This is a genomic window from Bacillus sp. FSL R5-0443 (assembly GCF_038608285.1).
Taxonomy (GTDB): domain Bacteria; phylum Bacillota; class Bacilli; order Bacillales; family Bacillaceae; genus Bacillus; species Bacillus velezensis.
The window spans coordinates 2508870-2532325 of sequence record NZ_CP152013.1 but is presented as its reverse complement, the minus strand read 5'-3'; the positions used below and the strand labels follow the sequence as shown (position 1 = coordinate 2532325).

Annotated in this window: 6 protein-coding genes; all 6 read left to right on the top strand. The window is 49.6% G+C overall.

Translation table 11 applies throughout. The features are described 5' to 3' along the window. The 6 genes from NYE28_RS12640 to NYE28_RS12615 all read left to right on the top strand — a co-directional run bounded on the left by NYE28_RS12640 (position 1) and on the right by NYE28_RS12615 (position 23452). Positions 1-7719, top strand: a complete 7719-nt coding sequence (locus tag NYE28_RS12640) for a type I polyketide synthase (RefSeq protein ID WP_342490086.1) — start codon at positions 1-3, stop codon at positions 7717-7719. A gap of 22 nt (positions 7720-7741) precedes the next feature. After that, positions 7742-13894 carry a type I polyketide synthase gene (locus NYE28_RS12635; RefSeq protein ID WP_342490085.1) on the top strand — a complete coding sequence of 2051 codons (6153 nt, stop codon included), beginning with the start codon at positions 7742-7744 and terminating at the stop codon, positions 13892-13894. Beyond that, positions 13891-20106 (top strand): beta-ketoacyl synthase N-terminal-like domain-containing protein, encoded by a 6216-nt coding sequence (locus tag NYE28_RS12630; protein ID WP_342490084.1) that lies wholly within the window; start codon positions 13891-13893, stop codon positions 20104-20106. The genes NYE28_RS12635 and NYE28_RS12630 overlap by 4 nt, the downstream gene beginning before the upstream one ends. A gap of 81 nt (positions 20107-20187) precedes the next feature. Beyond that, positions 20188-21342: a cytochrome P450 gene (locus tag NYE28_RS12625; RefSeq protein ID WP_015240154.1), complete on the top strand. Its 1155-nt coding sequence runs from the start codon at positions 20188-20190 to the stop codon at positions 21340-21342. Positions 21343-21399: 57 nt separating this feature from the next. After that, positions 21400-22647, top strand: coding sequence for a hydroxymethylglutaryl-CoA synthase family protein (locus NYE28_RS12620; protein WP_007409381.1), 1248 nt, complete (start codon positions 21400-21402; stop codon positions 22645-22647). A gap of 58 nt (positions 22648-22705) precedes the next feature. Continuing rightward, positions 22706-23452 (top strand): polyketide synthase, encoded by a 747-nt coding sequence (locus NYE28_RS12615; protein WP_015240152.1) that lies wholly within the window; start codon positions 22706-22708, stop codon positions 23450-23452. Positions 23453-23456: the final 4 nt, after the last annotated feature.

Below are 23456 nucleotides of genomic sequence, written 5' to 3'. Positions count from 1 at the left end.
TTGGCAGTTGCCACCGATCAAGTCAAAACGTTCCTGCAGAAAATCAGCCATACGAATTATATCGTCCGGGATCATCGCGTTCATCAAATCCGCGTCCTCCCGGGCGTGACTTTAATAGATATGCTGTATCGGCTCGCCGCCGGGTATCTCGGTGAACGGCCTATAGAATTAAGACAGATTATTTTTAAGCAGCCTGTTGTAACATCTGAAGAGTTTGATAAACACCTGTATGTGACCTTTACGCCGGCGCGTGACAGCTGGAAAGTTGAGATCACTAGCGAAAAAGCAAAAAACGGCACACCGCTTGGCGGAAACCGGGATGAGAATATGGAATGCCAGCTTTATTTGCAAGAAGACACGCCCCGGGCAAAAGAACTGAATATTGAAGCGTTCATAAAAAACGCAAGCCGAAAATGGGACATGCATGACATTTACGGAATTGCAAGAAGAAGCCATATTGAGCATGGCGAGTTTATGAAAAATGAAGGGGCCGTTTATCAGCTTCAGGATAAAGAAGAATTAATGGAGCTCACTCTGAGTGATTTGGCTGAAGGATTCCGGGAGAAATTTAAGGCGCATCCGGCTTTTTTAGATGCGTCCACCCTTGCCGGCTCTTCCTTTGCATTGTCGGCCCAAAAGCAGAATGACACACCTTATATTCCTTTTATGATCAATCGTTTTTGCATGTATCAGCCGTTTCCGAAAACGATTTACACTTATTCTGCGAAAAACAGCCGCACTGAAAGCGGCGTATCAGATAGCGAACCTGATGTTTATTCGGCCGACTTCACGATTTACGACAGGGCAGGGAACGTATTGGCCGAATGTGAGAAACTGACAGTAAAAAGGGTCAGACAAGCGAATATGATTACCCATCTGATAGACAAAGAGAAGCCGTCTCAGCAGAACAGAAGCGGCCGTGGTGAGTCGGAAAATTCTGTGGCCGCAGAAGACGTGTCTGAACAGCAAACGCCGGAACAAAACATGGTGACTTACATAAAGTCGGAAATCGCCAGGTTGATCAATCGTCCGGCACAGGATATTGATGTGCGGAAAGGCTTTTATGATATGGGGCTTGACTCAGCGCATTTGCTGAAGCTTGTAAAGATATTAGAGCAGACTTTTCAGCAGCAGTTTTATCCGACACTGCTTTTTGAATATTCCTCTGTCGGCCGCCTTGCGGATTACCTTATCAATGAAGCGGGCTGTGTGCTGAAAGATTCGGCCGAAGAACGGCATACATCAGACGCTGACATTGCTGATGAGGTTCTGTTTTTTGAACCCGCCTGGAAAGATCATCCGCTGGAAACGGCGGTGCAGAACGGGCAAAAACACACCCGTCATCTCATTATCGCTGCCGATGCAGGACCCCGTCTCACCGGTGAACTCGGCACATATTGCCCGGAAGCGGAAGTGATAGAACTGAAAAGGGAGCATGAGGTTGCAGATGAGCAGTTTGAAGCAGATGCCGAGCGCATATTTCGTATGCTCAAACGGGAACTGACAGACCATCCAAAAGAACATACATTGATTCAGCTTGTATGCGCCGTTGAGAATGGAGCGGCATTGTCTTCCGCTCTCGGGGCTATGCTGAAAACGGCACATCTGGAAAATCCGGTTCTTCGCACTCAGGTGATCACCTTCTGTGACAAGAATGAGAGATTGCCAAGTGAAACGGCCGCAATGATAAGAACAGAAGCAGACTGCTCTCATGCAGGCTGCACAGACATTCGGTATAAAGACAATATACGGCAGATCAGATTGTTCGAACGTATTGAGAAACTGGACGGGCAGACACAGTCTCCCTGGAAACAAAACGGCGTATATGTCATTACAGGAGGTCTCGGCGGTCTTGGATTTCTGCTTGCCCGTCACCTTGCAGAAAAAGAAAAGGTGAAGCTCGCACTCATCGGCCGTTCGCCGGAACAGTCTGAGAAGATCAGCAGACTGAAAGCATTGGGCGCAGAAGTTCTTTACGTTCAAGCGGACATCGGCAGCAAAGCCGAAACAGAGCGGGCATTTGCTCAGATTACAGAAACCTTCGGCCGGCTAACGGGCATTTTTCATTGCGCCGGTGTTTTAAAAGATCAATTTATCATCCAAAAAGACAGTTCTGACTTGAAGCGGGTGTTCCTGCCGAAAATCAGCGGCTTGATTCATGCGGACGAAGCTTCACGGCATGAACCGCTTGAGTTTTTCGCCGTATTTTCCTCATTCTCGGCGTTGGCCGGAAATGCGGGCCAAACAGATTATGCCGCAGCGAACGCTTTTATGGATGAATATATGAAATATCGCGATTGCAGAGCGGAAAAAGGCGAACGGACCGGGGCTTCTATGACGATCAACTGGCCGCTTTGGGAAGATGGCGGCATGCAGGTTGACAGCTTGATGAAAGAGATCATGAATGATGCAACGGGCACCAGCCCGCTTCCGGCCGGGGAAGGGATGGCTGCACTTGAATATATGCTGCGTCTCGGCAAGCTGCAATCCGTTATTTTATACGGGAAAGAGCCGGCTGTAACTGAAAGCATGGGCCGATTGGGTCCAAAGGGAGACAAGAACGGATCTTCATTATCCCATGCAGCTGTAAAGAGAAGGAGCCGAAAACAAGAGAGACATACAGAAGAGCACGATATTGCGGTAATCGGATTGGCGGGAAGATACCCGCAGGCGGGAAGCATTGATGAATTTTACCAAAATCTGCGCTCAGGGAAAGATTGCATCACAACAATGCCGAAAGACAGATGGAAAGGTTATCCTTTCTCATATGAAGCAGATCAGTTCTACCGTTACGGAGGATTTTTAGATCGCATAGACAGCTTTGATCCGCTGTTTTTCAATCTGACTCCTCGCCAGGCTGAAATGATGGACCCGCAGGCGCGGCTGTTTTTAGAGACGGCTTGGGAAGCTTGTGAAGATGCCGGTTTTTATCAGGACAGAACGGCGCGCGGGCCATCTTCACAAAAAAGAAAACGCGTCGGGGTATTCGCAGGTGTGTTTTGGAGCCATTATGAGCTGTTCGGGGCTGAAATCACACAGCGGGGCACACCGCTGTCTATGGGCGTGACGCCTGCCTCTGTTCCGAATATCGTGTCTCACTGCCTGAACTTTACGGGACCGTCAATGGCTGTTGATACGATGTGCTCTTCTTCGCTCACATCCATACATTTGGCATGTGAAAGCATTAAAAGAGGGGAGTGCGAATTCGCCATTGCCGGCGGTGTGAATGCGGTCACACACCCGCATAAATATGCGTTTTTGGCGAATGCCGGATTTCTGTCTTCAGAAGGCGTCTGCAAAAGCTTCGCCGACGGCGGTGACGGTTATGTGCCGGGAGAAGGCGTCGGCGCGGTGTTACTGACAACCGTTCAAGAAGCGGAAAGAATGGGCTGTCCGATATATGGCGTCATAAAAGGCTCCGCTTTAAACCATGTCGGAAAAACATCCGGTTTGACCGTGCCTGATCCGGCATCACAGGCGGAAGTCATTACAGATTCCTTTCAGAGTGCCGGCATTGATCCGGAGACATTGAGTTATATTGAAGCTCACGGAACGGGTACGTCTCTGGGTGATCCGATTGAAATTGAAGGGCTGAGCCGCGCTTTCCGCAAATGGACAAACAAGAAGCGGTTTTGCGCCATCGGCTCTGCCAAATCAAATATCGGCCATTTAGAAGGAGCAGCCGGGATCGCCGGATTAACAAAGGTGCTTTTGCAGCTGAAGCATGGAGAAATCTTTCCGTCATTGCACGCGGACACGCTGAATCCCCATATTCCGTTTCCGGACACGCCGTTTTATGTGGCGGACCGGCTGGAAGAATGGGAACGGCCGTCACATCCTGACCAGCCGAGAAGAGCGGGTTTAAGCTCTTTTGGCGCCAGCGGGAGCAATGCCCATTTTGTCATAGAAGAATATCTGCCGCCGCAGGCTGAAAAGAAATCGGTGAATATACGGGAAGACGAGCCGGTTCTGTTTCTGCTTTCGGCAAAAAATGAAGATCGCCTATTAGAATATGTCAAACGGTATGACCGCTTTTTACGGGAAAAAGAAGTCAACCTTAAAGACCTGGCCTACACGCTTCAAGCTGGCAGAGAAGCGATGCCTGAACGGCTGGCATTTATCGTTACATCCGTTTGCGGCCTGCAAGCGAAACTGAAGGATGTGCTTGAACGGAAAACAGAAATTGAAGGATGTTTCCGCGGACGTGCTCAAGATGATATTTCATCAAGTGGATTGGCCGAGCTGCTGAAAAACAAGCAATATTCCAGATTGCTCACTGAGTGGGCAAAAGGAGCCGCCGTTAACTGGAGCCTGTTATACGAAGGAGAGAAGCCGAAACGGGTCAGCCTTCCTGTATATCCGTTCGCGAAGGAGCGGTATTGGGTGCCTGTGCCTGCGGATATCCGGAAACAGACAGACGAACCGGCGGAAAACCAAAAGATCATTCTTCAAAAAGACTGGAAGCAGCAAGATCCGGCGGAGTCTGAAGCATTATCAGGAACAGTAATGATACTTGCAACTGATAAGACGAGCCGATTGGCCGATGCTCTTTTTAAAGGAAACGGCCATATTGAAACGATCTGCTTCATCCATCAGGCAAAAGACGGCGCCGATTATTACGCCGCCGCATCGGGGCGAAACCTTTACGGCAGAGTGCGGGAGTCTCTTCAAAACAAACAGATACTCGGGGTCGTCGACATAACCGCATATGACGCGGAATATGAACGGCAGGAAGAGATAGAACACGGAAAGCTTGCCTTTTTGCAGCAGGCTCTGGAATCACTCCGTCATAGCGGCGCTGTGTTCAGCCAAGTGACACACCGCCTCCAGCCTTTCAAGGAAAGTAAACCTCTGATGCAAGGGGCGAAAACGGCGGGGCTGTACCGGATGCTGGGCGCTGAGTATGCCAACATTCATTCTTTTACGATAGATAGCGATTGTGAGATTGAGCATACAGAAGAATTAAGCAGACAGATTGAGACTGAATTTTTACAGCCGCGGGCCAAAAGCGTCAGTGAATGCTGCTACAGGCTGAATCGCCGTTATGTGCCGTTTCTGAAGCAGGGTATGAATGTTTCGGCGGCGCCTGAGCTTTCCTATTCGTCTGATGATGTGCTGTTAATAACGGGCGGATCGCGCGGGATCGGCGCAATTGCGGCGGAGCATGCCGTTTCACGCGGATGCAGGAAACTGGTCATCATGGGGCGGGAGCCGCTTCCCGATTCCTCAGAGTGGGCAGACATGAAAAAGGACGGCATTCTCCCGGAAAAAGCCGAGCGGATGCAGAGGTTAGCCGAGCGGGGCGCGGAGATCCGTTATTACAGCGTTTCTCTTACGGATCAAAAGGGGCTCCAGAAAATGACGGACAGCATCCGCGGCACGATGGGACCGATTACCGGCGTTTTTCATTGCGCGGGCGCAATGGGAGAACACCCCGCTTTTTATAATAAAACCGAAACTGAAATAGAAAGCGTTTGCAAGCCGAAAGTAACAGGGCTTCGCGGTCTCTATGAAGCTGTTCAGAATGAGCCGCTGTCGTTTTTTATTTTGTTCTCATCCGTTTCGGGTCTGATCCCTTCGCTTGCTGCGGGGCAAAGTGACTACGCGATGGCTAATTCATTTATGGACTCTTTTGCAAATCATCAAGCAGGTAAAGGAAACGTGTTTGTTAAAGCCGTTCAATGGCCCGTCTGGAAAGAAACCGGCATGGCTGAAGGCCTGCCGGAAACACCTGCTTATCAAAAATCAGGACTTTCCAGGCTGTCTGCCGAAGACGGACTGAAGTTTTTAGATTACATCATCTTAAACGGACAAAGCTGCGGAATTCCTTGTGTTCCCGAAGACAGTGAGCCTGATTTTGGTGATCTTCTGAAGGTGAAGAAATCTGAAGCTCCCGTGAAAAAAAGCACTGCCGGTGACCAAAAGGTGAAGGATATGATTCGCCAATGGGTGCGCATCGTTTTCAGCGAAGAACTGAAAATGACGGATGAGCAGATAAAAGATGATATGCCGTTTGATGAATACGGGATTGACTCAATACTCTTTGCGGAATTGGTTCAATCATTGCAAAAACGGATCAGCATAAAGTTAACACCGTCCTTAATGCTTCAATATCAAACGATTACAGAAATGGTTGACTATTTCGCAGCGCATCATGAAGCCGATTTTGTGACAAAAGAAAATGGTTTCGTTCAAGACAGGGACGTAGAGCCTGATTTAACCGCCGCAGCTGAAGAGAGAACATCCATGAAGCCGAAAGCGGATACCGAAGACGATATTGCCGTCGTCGGCATGTCCTGCCGTTTTCCGGGGGCGGGCGGAACGGATGCTTTTTGGGAGCTGCTGATGAAAGGAAACACCGCCATCCGGCCTGTCCCCGCATCGCGCTGGCATGCAACAGCACATGCAAAGGATTATGCGGGGTGGATTGATGATATCGACATGTTTGATGCGGGATTTTTCGGCATCTCTGAAAAAGACGCGGCAATTATGGACCCGCAGGCGCGGATCATATTAGAAGAAGCGGTTCATTCCGTTTATGATGCCGGGTACGGCCAAAAGGATTTATCGGGCCGGAAAGTCGGCGTGTACATCGGCGGCAGGGCGCAGCCTTCAGCCGGTATGGAACATATCCTGCAGGCGCCTAACCCGATTTTGGGGGCGGGGCAAAACTATTTGGCGGCCAACATTTCACGATTTTTGAATGTCACAGGGCCGAGCCTTGTCGTGGATACAGCATGTTCCTCAGGGCTGATCGGGCTGTCCTTTGCAAAAGACGCCCTTTTGGCCGGAAGGATTGACGCAGCCTTAGTCGGTTCGGTGAGTCTGCTCTTATCTCCGTCCGCGCACCGGTTATTCGGAGCGCGCCATATTTTAAATGAGAACGGCGTGTTTCATATATTCGACCGTGAATCAGCGGGAGAAGTGCTCGGAGAAGGAGCGGGGGCGGTTTTTATCAAGCGATTGAGCGATGCGGTGCGGGACGGAGACCGTATTTACGGCGTCATAAAAGCCGTCTCGGTAAACAATGACGGCCGGACGCTCGGTCCCGGTTCACCGAATATAAGAGCGCAGAGAGACGCCATTCAAACTGCGCTTGACATGGCGGAAAAGTCGCCCGAAGACATTGGATATATAGAAGTGAACGGAGGCGGTTCCCCAATCGTTGATTCGGTGGAAATCAAGGCGCTCTCAGATGTCTATCAGCTGAACCGGAAAACGCTTCTGCCCTGCCGGATCGGATCGGTGAAACCGAATGTGGGGCATTTGCTTCTGTCTTCAGGTCTTGCGGGCTTCATCCGATGTGTGCTGAGCGTCTATCATAAGCGGATTCCGCCTTTCTTATCAGCGCGTGAGCCATTTGAACATTATGACTTTGAAGCGTCGCGTATTCATTTTAATCGTGAACCCGTTGATTGGCATTCAGAGAAGAAACCCCGCGTCGCAGCTCAGAGTTCATTTCCTGACGGCGGGACAAATGCTCATATCCTCGTTGAAGAATACAGAGGTGAAAGGCAGGGGGAACATCACCGGGCGCCTCAGCCGCCGGAATTCAGAAAAAAACACTACCCGCTTTTGGGCGGCTGGAACAGCACGGAGAATGAAGCGGAAAAAACAAGTAATGAAAAAACAGACATTGCGGATCTTTTAAAGAAATATGAGAAAAAAGCAGAGACAAGCACTGCACCTGCAGACTCGTTTTGGCAGGTGACAACGTGACGTTTTTAAAAGGGGACGAACCATGAAAAAAACAGTGAATCTGCGCCTGACGGCAGAACATCCCATTATGAAAAACCATCTTGTTCACGGAGAATCTGTCATGCCCGGTCTGGCCTATATTGATATGCTGTATCAGCTGGCAAAGCAAAGCCTTGATCTTTCATTCCGTTCCATCTGTCTGAAACGGGTGACCATTTATCATCCTTTATCAGTGAAGCGGTCAGAGCGGCTTGATGTGAGTGTCATATTCAGTAAAGAAAAGGAGTTCTGGACTGCCTCGATTTGCGGGGCGGATTCCGGGACGGTTTTCTTATCAGCGGAGGTGCATGAAGGGGCTTTCTCATCAGATAAGCGCCTTGACGCGGAAGAGAAAAAACAAGTTACGCTTCCATCAGTCTCCTTGCATACGGTTTACGAAGACGCGAGAAGCCGCGGACTGTCGCATGACGGGCTGATGAAGCCGGAGGGAGAGATCTATGCAAATGAAGAGGAATGTTTCCTTGATATTCGGCAGTCTGATTCATGCCAGGAAAATCTCCCCAGCGCTCTCTTTCACCCCGCGCTGATGGACGGTGCCGCCATGGCCTCCGGCGTATTGCAGACAGCTGCAGGCGCCGGTTTGTTTTTACCGATTTATTATGATTCGTTTAGTGCCGCTGAAACCGTTACGGAGCGCTGTTACGCGGTGATTTTGAAAAAATCCGGCACGCCTTCTGAAATGGTGAAAATGGATATTGACTTTTACAGCCTCAGCGGTGCGCATATTGCTTCACTGCTCGGCCTGACAGCCAAAAAGGTGCGGACAGACCGGCAGCTGATACCAGGCGTTCAGCAGATGGAGGAAACCTTATACCGCATTTTTTCAACATACGTAGGCCGTCCTGTCACAAGAAATGATGCGCACACCGTATTTTTTGAATTAGGCCTTGAATCGTCACAGCTTCTGGCCATTATTAAAGACATCGAAGGGGCGTTTGATCTGCGGCTGAATCCGACTCTTTTATTTGAGTGCAGCAGCATATCCGAACTGCTTGAAGACATAAAAACAAAAGGAACAGGTGAATCTTCCGGCCTTGTCGCGGATGCAGCACCGGTCTCTGAAACGCAATCAGTCAGTCAGACATTTACTTTCTATGAACATGAAGCATTCCTTCAGGATCATCTGGTTTTCGGCAAATCGGCACTGATGGGTGTAGTGTATCCGTGTCTGGTGCTTGAAGCATCCGGAGCGTCTCATTCCGGCACGTATCCCGCCGAGCTGAAAGATATCCGCTTTACAGGCGGGCCCGTCACGCTGGAGCAGGGAGAGGCCGCACAGATTGACATTTCATTTGCGGCAGAAAAGAGTGCCGAACGCTTTACCGCAAGCTGCACTGTTTCCGGTAAAGAAAGCCGGAAGACGTGTGCCGAAGGAGAAATAAGCAGAGGTATAGAGGCACCCGTAAAAAAATCGTATGACGTTGAACAAATGAAGGCGCATGCACAAAAGGTAGCACCGGATGTTATTTCCCGTCTGTACGATTCGGTTGCCGGCTTCACGATAGGCCCGATGCTGAAAACGGTAACGGCGGGATACAAAATGAGTGAGAGCTCCTTTTTATTGCAGCTGGACTTATCAGGAAAAAAAGAAAAAGGCGATCTGCGTCACTTTGCATTTGACCCGCTTATATTGAATTCTTGTTATATGTCGCTCGGTGAAGAAGAATTGCAGCTGAAAAAGCGAATTCACGTTCCGCTCATGATTGAGAGGCTGACGCTTTACGGACCTGTCATGTCTGATACCGTTTATGTGGTGAATACAATCAAACATAAAAAAGACGGGTTTCTCTCATTTGATGCCGCAGTCCTCAGTCATACCGGGGAACAGCTGGCGGAATTGAAAAACGCGTCTGTGAAAGAAGTGCTTCAGCCAAATCGGCTTGAAAATGCGTCTTTTGCCCCGTCCGGGAATCAAAACCGTCCGAAAACGAAAGGAAATCCGCTGGATATTGCCATTGTCGGGATTTCCGGCAAGTATCCGCAGGCCGATGATATCAATGCGTTTTGGGAAAATCTCAAACAAGGAAAGGATTGTATTACCGAAATTCCGAAAGACCGCTGGAAATGGGAACATTACTTTTCCGAGGACCGGACGGCGCCGGGAGCGATCTACAGCAAATGGGGCGGATTCATTGACGGGATCGCCGATTTTGATCCTGAGTTCTTTAAGATTTCCCCCCGTGAAGCGGAACACCTTGATCCTCAGGAACGGCTGTTTTTAATGCATGCGTGGATGGCCATGGAGGATGCGGGATATACGAGGACATCACCTGAACTTGGCCGTCAGGTAGGTGTGTATGCCGGTGTCATGTATCAGGAATACCCGCTATTCGCGGCTGAAGCGGGAGTGAAAGGACGGCATATCGGGCTCCCCGGCGGGATTTCATCCATTGCTAACCGTGTCTCCTATTTTTGTGATTTTCAAGGGCCGAGCATTTCGGTCGATACGATGTGTTCGGGTTCGCTGACTTCATTGTACATGGCGTGCCGGGATCTGCGGGATCATCGGATTCGCGCGGCGCTTGCCGGCGGAGTGAATCTCACCGTTCATCCTAACAAGTACTTCATGCTGAGCCAGGGGCAGTTCATTTCATCTAAAGGACACTGCGGGAGTTTCGGCGCCGGGGGTGACGGCTATATTCCGGCAGAAGGGGTCGGGGTGCTGCTTCTTAAACGTTTAGAAGACGCCGTACAAGACGGAGATCGGATTTACGGCGTCATTAAGGGAGCTGCCATTAATCACGGCGGAAGAGCGAGCGGTTACACCGTACCGAACCCCAAGGCGCAAAGCGAAGTCATTTCTCAAGCTTTACAGGAGGCGGGGGTTTCTCCGGGCCAGATCAGCTATGTGGAAGCGCACGGGACAGGGACGAAATTAGGCGATCCGATTGAAATCCGGGCTTTAACCGATGCATTCGGTGATGTTCCTGAAACATGTCTCATCGGGTCTGTCAAATCAAATATCGGACATGGGGAATCTGCAGCAGGCATCGCCGCTGTCACAAAAGTGCTGCTGCAGATGAAGCACAAACAAATCGCCCCATCTTTGCATGCGGATGTTTTAAATCCGAATATCCAATTTGACGAAGGGCCGTTTTCCGTCTGCCGGGAATTAACAGATTGGAAACGGATTTCAGCAGACGGAGCAGAACAGCCTCTCAGGGCGGGGATCAGCAGCTTTGGGGCGGGCGGTTCTAACGCGCATATCATTATTGAAGAATATGAGGCTCCTGTCAAACAAGCAATCAGCAGCCAAGAGCCGGCTGTCATTCTGCTGTCTGCGAAAAATGGGGAGCGTCTGACAGAATATGCGGAGCGCCTTCTTGCTTTTCTTCAAAAGAAGCATACGGATAAGCCGGACTTATTTGATGTCGCATACACTTTACAAGCGGGGCGGGAAGCGATGGATGAGCGGCTGGCTTTCATTGCGGACTCTCTTAAGGAGCTGGAGGACAAGCTCAGATCGTACTTGGAAAATGAAAACGCACCGCATCTTTACAGGGGGCGGGCGAAGCGAAATCATGAGACAGTGGCTGTGTTTGAATCTGATGAAGATTTGCAGGAAGCCATGGTCAAATGGCTGAAAAAGAGAAAGTACGGTCATTTGCTGAACATGTGGGTGCAGGGAGTCGATGTGGACTGGAACTTGTTATATTCGGGACAAAAACCCCGGAGAATCAGCCTTCCCGCCTATCCGTTTGCAAAGGTCAGATGCTGGATTCAAGATGAAGCCGAGGCGGTTTCAAAACGGAATGACGGCAAAACGGTGATCCATCCGCTGCTTCATGAAAACACATCCGATCTGTGGGAGCTGAAATTCACCTCTGTTTTTACCGGACGGGAATTCTTTTTCACTGACCACACAGTCAATGGGGAGAAGGTGCTCCCGGGAGCCGCTGTGATCGAAATGGCCAGGGCGGCCGTTGAGCGTGCCGCATACGCTGTGCCGGATGGACGTAAAGGACTGTATTTGAAAGATCTCATATGGATGAGGCCTGTCGTTCATAAGGGGACGGATGTAGAAGTCCATATCAGCCTTATCCTTAAGGGAAATGAAGACATTGAATTTACAATTTACAGCCTATCGGAAGAACCCGGGGGAGAACGGATTTTATACAGTAAAGGCACCGCGGTATCAGGAGAGATAGCAGCGGCTCCGTCAGTTCACTTAGAGGGCTGGCTGTCCGGCTGCAGCCAATCGGTTATGACGTCTGATGAGGTTTATCAGGCTTTCCGGCATGCGGGTATGATATACGGGCCGAGCCATCAAGGAATTGATCAGCTGATGATCGGAGAGAGGGGTGCTGCAGCCCGGCTGTCGCTGCCGGAAACGGCAGACAGTACCGCCGATCAGTTTGTCATCCATCCGAGTCTTTTAGATGCCGCGTTTCAGGCGTCACTTGGTGCCGGTTCAGATACTGCCGGAGACACTCCGATGCTGCCGTTTTCCCTGAGGCAGGCAGAAATATTTCTGCCGACTCAGAAAACGATGTGGGCGCTTGTCCGCAAACAGAGCGATCGGTCAGATAACGGAGCGCTGACGCTGGATATTGATTTATGTGATGAAAACGGCGCTGTTTGTATGAGATTAACAGGATTTTCCTGCCGGGCTGTCCGGCAGACAAACCAAACCGAAAGCAAACGGCAGGAAGTTCAGACGGCGATGCTTGCCCCTGTTTGGGACAAAACTTTCTTTTCTCTGGAAGAAAATCGAGCGGTTGATCAGGAACAATTGCTGATCATCGGAAAGCCGGGAAATACCATAAAGGCTGCGGCAAAAATGTGGCCCCGCGCCCATCTGGCGGAGACGCCGGATCATTCAAGCGAGCAAACATTACGTGAATTGACAGCCGGGTATCAGGATATCCGCCATTTCTTATGGATTGCGCCGGATCGTTTCGCACCCGCATCCGTCAGTCAGGAAATGCTTGATGAGCAGGAGAATGGGGTGATTCAATGTTTCCGTTTCATCAAAGCGCTGCTGTCACTCGGGTATGGAAACCGAAACATCAGCTTTACGGCGGTGACCCGGCAGACACAGTCCGTGTATCCGGGTGATCTGCCGCAGCCTGAGCATGCAGGCGTACACGGTTTGATCGGTTCATTGGCAAAAGAATATCCGAACTGGGACATCAGGCTGATTGATGCAGAAGAAGGCAGTGATTCGTCTGAGATGAAAAACATCTGGCGCCTTCCTCCAGATCCGGGCGGAAATGCTGCCGCGTACCGTCACGGAGCTTGGCACAAGCAAAAAACAGTCCGGGTGCTGACAAGTTCCGCTCCGCGTATGTCGTACAGAGAAGGCGGCGTTTATGCTGTCATCGGCGGAGCGGGCGGCATCGGAGAAGCATGGAGCAAATACATGATCACCCGTTACAAGGCACGGATGATATGGATCGGCAGGCGGCCTAAGGATCAGGAGATTCAGAGCAAAATAGACAGGCTGGCGCTATCAGGCCCCGCGCCGCATTATATACAGGCTGATGCTCAAGATGCCGCAGCGCTTAAAGCGGCCGTCCGTTCCGTAAGAGAACAATACGGCAATATAACGGGAGTCATCCATTCCGCGATAACGCTTGCCGACAAAAGTATGGCGAATATGGATGAAGCTTCTTTCAGAAACGCTTATTCAGCTAAGGTGAATACGAGCGTCCGAATGATCGAAGCTTTTAAGGGAGAACCGCTTGATTTTGTGCTGTTTTTCTCATCCGTTAATTCTTTCACAAAAAATGCCGGGCAAAGCAACTATGCGGCAGGGTGTACATTTCAAGACGCCTTTGCTCGCCATATCGCTTCCTTGCTTGATTGTGAAGTGAAAGTCATGAATTGGGGATATTGGGGCAGTCTGGGTGTTGTATCAGACCCGTCTTACAGAAAACGGATGGAGGCGTCAGGGATCGGTTCTATTGAACCCGATGAAGCAATGGAGGCGCTGGAAGTCTTACTATCAGAACCGTTCAGCCAAGCAGCATTCATCAAAGCTGCTCCGCACGGCTTAGCCGCGCTGACGGATCAAGATGCAATATCGGTTGTATCCGGCCCGAAGCCTTCATTTATGGAAAGCGTCAAGCGGCAAAATCCGGATCGGAATGACCGGCTTGAGACTTTAAAACGAGAAATGGAGTTGCGCATATGAACAGCCTTCTTTGCAAACTGCTCTTTTACCAATTACAGTCAATCGGGTTTTTCAGCGAGCCTGTCACCACACCTGCAGCATCCATGCGGAGCGCCGGCGTGATCGGCACATACGGCAGATGGCTGGAAGAAAGCCTGAATCTATTAAAAGAAAACGGATATATCGCGTATGACGGATACACGATCACTCTTCTCACGGATCAGCGCCAGGACGGCCGCACAGTCTGGAATGAGTGGAATGCCCATAAACGCCTGCTTCCCAATGGGGAGCTTGCGCAAGCTGAATTGGCCGAGGCGACGATAAAAGCGATGCCTTCCATTTTAAAAGGAGAACGTCCGGCTACGGATATCGTATTTCCCGATTCATCAATGCGGCTCGTTGAAGGTGTTTATAAGCATAATCCTGTCGCGGATTATTTTAATGAAGTGTTAGCAGATTCCGCGGCCGCTTACCTGAAAGCCTATCTTACAGAACACCCTGATGCCCGCATCAGGCTGATAGAAGTAGGGGCCGGGACGGGCGGAACGAGCGCCATGCTGTTTACAAAACTGAAACCATTTGCAAAACAGATTGCGGAATATTGTTATACGGACGTTTCTAAAGCTTTTTTAATGCATGCCGAACAGGAATACGGACCTGATGTGCCGTATTTGACAACAGCCTTGTTTAATGCGGAGGAGCCTTGCGAATCACAAAATATCAAAACGGGTGTTTACGATATTGTCATCGCCGCCAATGTGCTTCACGCCACAAAAAATATCGGTTTGACACTGCGCCGTCTGAAAGCGCTCCTGAAATACCACGGGATGATTTTGATAAACGAAATCAGCGATCGTTCTGTTTTTACCCATTTAACCTTCGGGCTGCTTGACGGCTGGTGGTCCTATGAGGATGCTGAGCTTCGGATTCCGGGAAGTCCCGGCTTATATCCAAAATCGTGGGAGCGTGTGCTGCATTCGGAAGGATACAGAGCGGTCTGCTTCCCTGCTGAAACGGCTCATGATTTAGGTCAGCAGATTATCGCAGCTGAGAGTGACGGACTCGTCCGGATGCAAGGGATCAGAGACGGCAGAAAGCCATACGCCGCCCCGGCCGAAGTTTTCCGAAAGCCCGCGCAGCCTGTTTCCCGCAGCCGCGCGCCAGAGGAGCATCAAGCTGTTAAGGTTGATGGGGAATCGGTCTCTTCCCATGTCCGCTCTGTCATCAAAACAAGTATTGCCGATGTATTAAAAATGAAAGAAGAGGATATTCAGGAAGAACTGAATTTCTCTGAATACGGCATTGATTCCATTCTGGCCGTCAATGTGATTAACGAGATTAATAAGCGATTGAATCTTACACTGCAGACAACGATTTTATTTGATTACTATCATGTGAAACTGCTGACCCGTTATATCTCGGAAGAATACGAAACCATCATAGCCTCGTCTCTGAAGGCCGAAAGAGCGAAAATCCGCCCGGCGCTTCAGGAAGAACGGCCTGCTGAAAAACCTCTGCAGACGGAAAGAAAGGAAAACGGTTATCAGAAACCGAAACAAGAACGTATGCCGCCTTCTTTCGCAAAGTCCGATGACTCGGGAATGTTCCGGGTTGTGATTGACCGTCCGGGCGGCATTGAAGATCTGACGATTGCCCGCAGTGAAGTGCCCGAGACAAAAGATGACGAGGTTCAAATAGCCGTCCGCGCCTTTTCTTTAAACTTCGGAGACTTGCTTTGTGTCAGAGGGCTGTACCCGACGATGCCGCCTTATCCGTTCACTCCGGGATTTGAAGCAAGCGGCGTCGTGATCAAGACAGGGAGGCATGTAACATCCGTCATTCCAGGTGATGAAGTGATTGTCGGCATGGGAGAGGAATTTGGATCTCAGGCGAATCTCATCACATGTAAAGAACATCAAGTCTATCATAAACCGGCCCGGCTGACCTTTGAAGAAGCATGCGCTCTTCCCACCGTGGCGGTGACAATGATAGACGCCTTCCGGAAAGCCGGACTTAAAAAAGGCGAAAAAATATTAATTCAGACCGCGACGGGAGGAACGGGGCTGATCGCGGTGCAAATGGCCCGGCATATCGGCGCGGAAATATATGCTACGGCCGGATCACAGAAAAAAATTGAGTATTTGCATTCGCTCGGGGTCCGCAATACCATTTGCTATTTAGAAGAAGATTTTGAAACGGAAATCATGCGAATGACCGGCGGCCGGGGGGTGGATGTTGTCATTAATACCCTGGCCGGTGATGCCATGCAAAAAGGAATGAATTGCCTGGCGCCGGGCGGAAGATATATCGAAATTGCCATGACTGCGCTGAAATCCGCTAAATCAGTCGACTTGTCCGTCCTTCATAACAATCAATCGTTTCACAGCGTGGATTTGCGGAAGCTGTCCCTTCAAAATCCGGATCAGGTCAAGGACTATCAATTGGAACTGCAGCGGCTGGCGGAAGAGGGAGTCATTCAGCCTGTCATCTCAAAAATCTTTTCCTTTGAAGACATAAAAGAAGCGTATCACTGTCTGGATGACCGCGGAAATATCGGGAAAATCGTCATCAGCGTTTCTGAACCGTATCAAATGACGTACCGCCCCGAACAAAAGGATCCGGCCGATACAGTAAAATCAGCAGCTGTGTTACCTGAAAAAGAACCGATCGCGATTATCGGGATGAGCGGGCGGTTTGCTGAATCGGAGAATCTCCATGAGTTTTGGGAACACTTAGCCGCCGGACGGGATCTGATTAAAAAAGCAGACAGATGGGATATCTCTTACAGCCAATGCCAGTATGGCAGTTTTATAGAGGACATTGAATGTTTTGACCCCGTTTTCTTTCATATATCGGGACGTGAAGCGACCTATATGGACCCTCAGCAGAGGCTGTTTTTGGAAGAATCATGGAAAGCGCTTGAAGATGCGGGATATGCGGGAGACTCGGTAAGAGGCCGGGAATGCGGCGTGTATGCCGGCTCCTGCGGCGGAGATTACCAGGCCATTTTTAAACAGCAGGGGCCCGCGCAGGCGTTTTGGGGCAATCATAATTCCGTCACTCCGGCAAGGATCGCCTATCACCTTAATTTACAAGGTCCGGCGATCACTGTTGATACGGCATGTTCCAGTTCGCTGACAGCCATTCATTTGGCATGTCAGGGGCTCTGGACGAAAGAAACGGAAATGGCGGTGGCGGGCGGGGTTTTCATTCAATCCACTCCCGCTTTTTATCAGTCGTCAAATAAGGCGAATATGCTGTCACCGACCGGACGCTGCCATACGTTTGATCAAAGCGCGGACGGGTTCGTGCCTGGTGAAGGCGTGGGAGCGGTGGTGCTGAAACGTCTTAGCGACGCCGTTAGTGACGGAGATCATGTGTACGGCGTCATAAAAGGATCTGCAATGAATCAGGACGGCGCTACAAACGGAATCACCGCTCCAAGCGCGCTTTCTCAAGAACGATTGGAACGTCATGTCTATGATACTTTTCACATTGATCCGGAAACCATTCAAATGGTGGAAGCTCACGGAACGGGCACTGCACTGGGCGACCCGATCGAATTCGGCGCCTTAACGCGCGCTTTCCGCCGCTATACGGATAAAAAAGGATATTGCGCCATCGGCTCTGTGAAAACCAATCTCGGACATGCCGCTGCGGCCGCGGGGATGGCCGGACTGTTTAAAATCCTGCTGTCGCTGAAGCATCGGCAGATTCCGGCTTCCCTGCATTTTCATCAAGCCAATCAGCATATTCAATTTGCGGACAGCCCGTTTTTTGTGAATGAAAAGCTGATACCGTGGGAACGGAATCCGGATGCACCGCGCAGAGCCGCCATCAGTTCATTCGGATTCAGCGGAACAAATGCCCATCTTGTGATTGAAGAGGCGCCGCAAACCGTGCGCCGGTCGCCGGCAAAACCAGCCTGCCTCATTCCTTTATCTGCGCGGACGGAGCGTCAGCTGGAAATTCAGGCAGAACGCCTGCTGGATTCACTCAGCAAGAACAAAGACAGCGATCTGGGAAATATAAGTTATACGCTCCTGCTCGGCAGAAAGCATTTACATCACCGGTTTGCCTGTATCGTCAGCAGTGCGGACGAACTGAAGCGGGTATTATCGGAGTGGCTTGTAAAAAGAGAGCTTCCGGGTGTGTTTGTGTCCAATTTGAAGGATCAGAAGCCGGCAGAAGAAGCCGGAATGAAAACATTCGGAATGGAATGCATTGAACAGTGCCGCTCGGCGGCTTCGCCCGCACAGTACAGAGAAAACCTGGCACATATCGCTGACCTTTTTTGCAGAGGGTATGATCTTCCTTTTACACGGCTTTTTGACGGAGGGCAATATTATAAAACGCCGCTTCCTGCCTACCCGTTTTTAAAAGAAAGGTATTGGGCGGCTGATGTAAACAGTTCTTTACCAGGACAGACCATGAAAAAGTCTGAAACGCAAACCGTTCTCCCGTCTTCGCCACAGCCTGAACATGAAGGGCTGATTTCTCTGAGTCCTTTAACTGAGATCGAAATGACAGCGTTTGAACCGGAGACATTGCAAAAGCCAATCGTGTTACAGCCTTTGGATTGTACTGTTTCTGTCCAGCAGCCAGAAAAAGCCGTTTCCGAAGACAATAGAACATTGCTTGAAGAATTGAGGATAAGCCTGGCAGATATTTTATTTTTGTCACCGGAAGATATTGATGCTGATGAGCCTTTCATCGACATGGGTCTTGACTCCATTATCGGGGTTGAATGGATACAAACAGTAAATAAAACGTACCACACTGAGATTACTGCCAATAAGGTGTATGAACACCCGACGCTTGAAGAGCTTGCGGAATATATAGCGGGACAAATAAAGAAACCCGAGTATGCTGAAGCGGAGGAAACAGCGGTACGTCCGCAAATCCCGGAAGCAGAAACTCCCCTTGCCGGCATCTCTGACGGCACTTTGCGCAAAGAGCTCAAAGAAAGCCTTGCGGACATCCTGTTTCTGAAGCCGGAAGATATTGATGAGCATGAGGCATTCATTGAGATGGGGCTGGATTCTATTATCGGTGTGGAATGGGTTCAGTCCATTAATAAAACCTATCAAGCGTCTATTACGGCAAATCTGGTCTATGAATATCCGACAATCGCAACATTAGCCGGGTATCTGACCGGTTCTGTCCAAAAAGACACTGAGGAAGTACATGGGGAACATACGAAACAAAACGATATATCAGAAGAGACAGATGATCAAGAACCGCCCGAGCTGATCTGTCTTAACCCGGGTGGAAAGGGAAGACCGATTTTCTGGTTTCATTCCGCGCTGGGGGCAGTGGAGCTGTACCAGCCTGTTGCCGAACGGACCGGGCGTCCTTTTTACGGAATTCAGGCAAGAGGGTGGATGACAGACCGGGAACCGATCCGCGGCATTAAAAACATGGCCGAATATTACGTTAAGCTCATACGTACCGTGCAGTCCCGGGGTCCTTACGATGTGGGCGGCTATTCATTAGGGGGCATGCTCGCTTATGAAGTCACCCGGCAATTGCAGCTGGCTGGAGAAACCGTTGAGTCAATCGTCATGCTCGACTCCTTTGACTCAGCGGGTGCGCGGGAAATAAACATTCCTGATGAATTATTTGATAAAAATATGATGCTGCAGACGGTGAACATGGCTTTATTTGCACCAATCTATCAACATCCGGAACGCATTTCTGAAACCTTGATTCATCGTGATGAACTGAATGCCGATCTTCATGAAGACATATTTTTAGAGCAATTAATCGCAAAAGCCAAACAGCGGGGGTTAACGAAGACGGACGCGTTGGTGAAAAATCTGATCAGGCAGAATATAAACGTTCAGGACGCTTACGAAATCACTGATTACGAACTCCTGCCGCTTCCGGATCCGAACGGGGTGACATGCTATTATTTCCGAAATAAAAACGGTATTTTCTTGGGTGAGCTTGATCCGTATTTTACGATCAGGGCTGATATTTTATCCGCTGATTTCGTCAACTATTGGAGCCAGTGGGAAGAGCATATGACAAACATCGCCATCATGGATGTGGCGGTATCCAACCATATGACGTTATTGGCAGAAGACAGCGCAGCCGAAACGATTTCTGAATTTTGCGGCGTTTTATATTCGGCAGACGGAATGACAGAATACAGCTTTCTGCAGCTGCAGGAAAAGATACTGAATGTGCATGGTAAGATGCTGAAGCAGCCCGCCAAAACAAGACCGTAATTTCACATATCCGCCCGCCGGGTTTACTCGTAAGCTTTGGCGGGTCATTTCAAATCTTGATCACATCTTGGAGGAATGAAAATGACCAGTTTAACAAAAATCAGACAGCAGCAGCCGTACAAGTGGTACCAAACGATGAGAGAAACCTCTCCCGTTCATTACAATGAAAAGGAAGATTGCTGGGAAATCTTCACCTATGATGAAGTGAAGCGGGTGATTTCTGACTACAGTCATTTTTCTTCCGATCATAAATACTTAAGTGCGGACAAACAGGAAAAAATGATTCGGCATATTAACAAAGACAGCCTTTTGAAAATGGACCCGCCTGAACACACCGTCTTCAGAAAATTGGTCAATCAGCCGTTCATGCCGAAATCGGTTGAGACTCTTGCACCGCGTATAGCCGCTATCGCTGATGACCTGCTTCAGACCGTCCGTTCAAAAGACAGGATGGACATTATTGAAGATTACGCATTTCCGCTTCCGATTATCGTGATCGCAGAGCTTCTAGGATTTCCTCCGAAAGACAGAGATATCTTTAAAAGCTGGGTCGACCAAAGCCAGAATGTAAAAGATGAAAAGAAAATGAATGAAGTGCAAAAGCAGATGATCGGATACTTCATGCAGTTTATTTTACAGCGGAGAAAACAGCCGCAAAATGATTTAATCAGCCATTTAATTTCAGCTGATTTAGACGGAGAGCCGCTGTCAGACAAGCAATTAATCGGTTTTTGCGGCTTGTTGATCGTCGCGGGGCACGTAACGACGGAAAATGTGATCGGAAATTCATTTCTCAGTCTCAAGGAGTTCCCGCACATTCTGCCCCGGCTGCTTGAAAACAAGGCGCTCCTTCCTGACTTTATTGAGGAAGTCATCCGCCTCAGACCTTCCATTCAGCGGGTAACCCGCTACACCGCGGTTGAGAGCGAGATTGGCGGAAAAACGATTCCGGCCGGAGAAAAAGTGTATGCGTGGATTGGATCGGCGAACAGAGATGAAAAGAAGTTTGAAAATGCCGATCAAATTGACTTGGGACGAAAGCCGAATCAGCATCTGTCATTCGGTCAGGGCAGCCATTATTGTTTAGGAGCGCCGCTGGCCCGGCTTGAAGCGAAAATCGCGCTTTCCCACTTTTTTGAACAGGTGCCCGCATGGCGTTTTACTGAGGATCAAGAGCCGAATCTGGTTCCGAGCCCTGTATTTCACGGCGTTGACAGGCTGCTTGTTGAGTTTTGAGCGAAAAAATAAAAGAGGCTTCCACAGGAAGCCTCTTTACTCTGGGGGCTTGGAGAAATGAATGTAGGAATCGAAGCAATGAACGTGTTTGGCGGAACCGCGTATGTAGACGTCATGGAGCTTGCGGAACATCGGAACTTGGATAAAAAAAGGTTTGAGAACCTGCTGATGAAAGAAAAAGTGGTGGCGCTTCCGTTTGAAGATCCGATTACGTTCGCCGTAAATGCCGCAAAACCAATTATCGACTCTCTGTCAGAAGAGGAACGGAATCAGATTGAAATGGTCATCACCTGTACGGAATCCGGGATTGATTTTGGCAAATCCATCAGTACATACGTCCATGATTATTTGCAGCTGAAGCGGAATTGCCGGTTATTTGAGGTGAAACAGGCTTGCTATTCTTTAACGGCCGGGTTTCAAATGGGCGTGAATTTCATCTTATCGCAAACATCGCCGGGAGCGAAAGCGCTCATCATCGGAACGGATATTTCCCGCTTTTTAGTGGCTGAAGGCGGTGACGCGTTGACGGAGGAATGGTCCTATGCCGAACCGAGTGCGGGGGCGGGAGCTGTGGCGCTTTTAGTCAGCAGCACCCCTCATGTCTTTTTGCTTGATCAAGGCGCAAGCGGGTATTACGGGTATGAAGTCATGGATACCTGCCGCCCGATCCCGGATAGTGAAGCGGGGGATGCTGATCTGTCGCTCATGTCTTATTTGGACTGCTGTGAAAAATCATTTCAGGAATACAGAAAGCGTGTGAGCGGGGCGGATTATAAGAATACATTTCAATACCTTTCTTTTCATACTCCGTTTGGCGGAATGGTAAAAGGAGCGCATCGGACGATGATGAGAAAATTGGCAAAGGCTAAGCCGCAAGACATTGAAGCGGATTTTCAGCAACGCGTGCTGCCTGGGATTCAATACTGTCAGCGCGTCGGCAACATCATGGGGGCCACCGTATTTTTATCTCTTGCCAGCACGATTGATAACGGCTCTTTTGAAACGCCGAAACGAGTCGGCTGTTTTTCATACGGTTCGGGCTGCTGTTCTGAATTTTACAGCGGTGTCGTTATGCCGCAAAGCCGTACGCGGCAGAATCAATTTCAGATCAGCCGGCATTTGGATGAACGCGTCCGTTTATCGATGGCTGATTATGACCGGCTGCTCCAAGACAGCGGCATCGTAAAATTCGGCACAAGAAATGCCGCGCCCGCAGCAGACATCCCGAATGCGCATCAAGGAAAAACGCGATTGGTGCTGACTGAAATAAAAGAGTTTCACAGAAAGTATGAATGGACGACCTAGTATCAGAAACACTCAGAGACGGAAGGCTTGAGTATTTTTAAAGAAACGGAGAATAAACATGAATCCAATGATTGATGTACAGGAAACAGAACCGGGCATTGTGCAGGTCACAATGCAGGATACGGCCGGGAAAAACGGGCTGTCAGAAGAGTTTGTCAGAGAGCTGCACCGGGTATTCCAAGACATCAATGCCCACCCGTCCTATAAAACCGTCCTTCTGACGGGTTACGGAAATTATTTCTGCACGGGAGGAACGCAGGAGGGGCTTTTGACCATTCAGAGCGGAAAGCTCCAATTTACAGATTTAAAGCTTCACAGTCTTTTATTGGATTGCAGGATCCCTGTGATTTCCGCCATGCAGGGGCATGCGATCGGAGCCGGCTTTACGATCGGTCTGAGCTCGGATTTTGTGATTTTAAGCAGAGAGAGTTTTTATTCTTGTAATTATATGAAGTACGGATTTACACCGGGAATGGGCGCGACGTATATTGTGCCTGAAAAACTGGGAATTGTCCTCGGGGAAGAAATGCTGTTTACTGCCGCGAATTTCAGCGGCGCCGCTCTGGAAAAACGGGGAGTTCCGTTTGAAGTGCTGCCGAAAAAAGACGTCCTTCAAAGAGGCCGCGAATTAGCCCGGCTGCTGGCGGATAAACCGAGAGCCTCACTGGTTGCGCTGAAAACCAATGTGACGGCACGGATCAAAAGAGAGCTGACAAAAGCGGTTGAGGAAGAGGTGAACATGCACGAAGCCACATTCCATCTTCCTGAAGTAAAAGAGAGAATCAGCCGCTTATACGGCAGTTAAACAG

Coding starts and splice junctions, on each gene's coding strand:
- NYE28_RS12625 (WP_015240154.1), top strand. CDS start 20,188: ATGACCAGTTTAACAAAAATCAGACAGCAGCAGCCGTACAAGTGGTAC.
- NYE28_RS12620 (WP_007409381.1), top strand. CDS start 21,400: ATGAATGTAGGAATCGAAGCAATGAACGTGTTTGGCGGAACCGCGTAT.
- NYE28_RS12630 (WP_342490084.1), top strand. CDS start 13,891: ATGAACAGCCTTCTTTGCAAACTGCTCTTTTACCAATTACAGTCAATC.
- NYE28_RS12615 (WP_015240152.1), top strand. CDS start 22,706: ATGAATCCAATGATTGATGTACAGGAAACAGAACCGGGCATTGTGCAG.
- NYE28_RS12635 (WP_342490085.1), top strand. CDS start 7,742: ATGAAAAAAACAGTGAATCTGCGCCTGACGGCAGAACATCCCATTATG.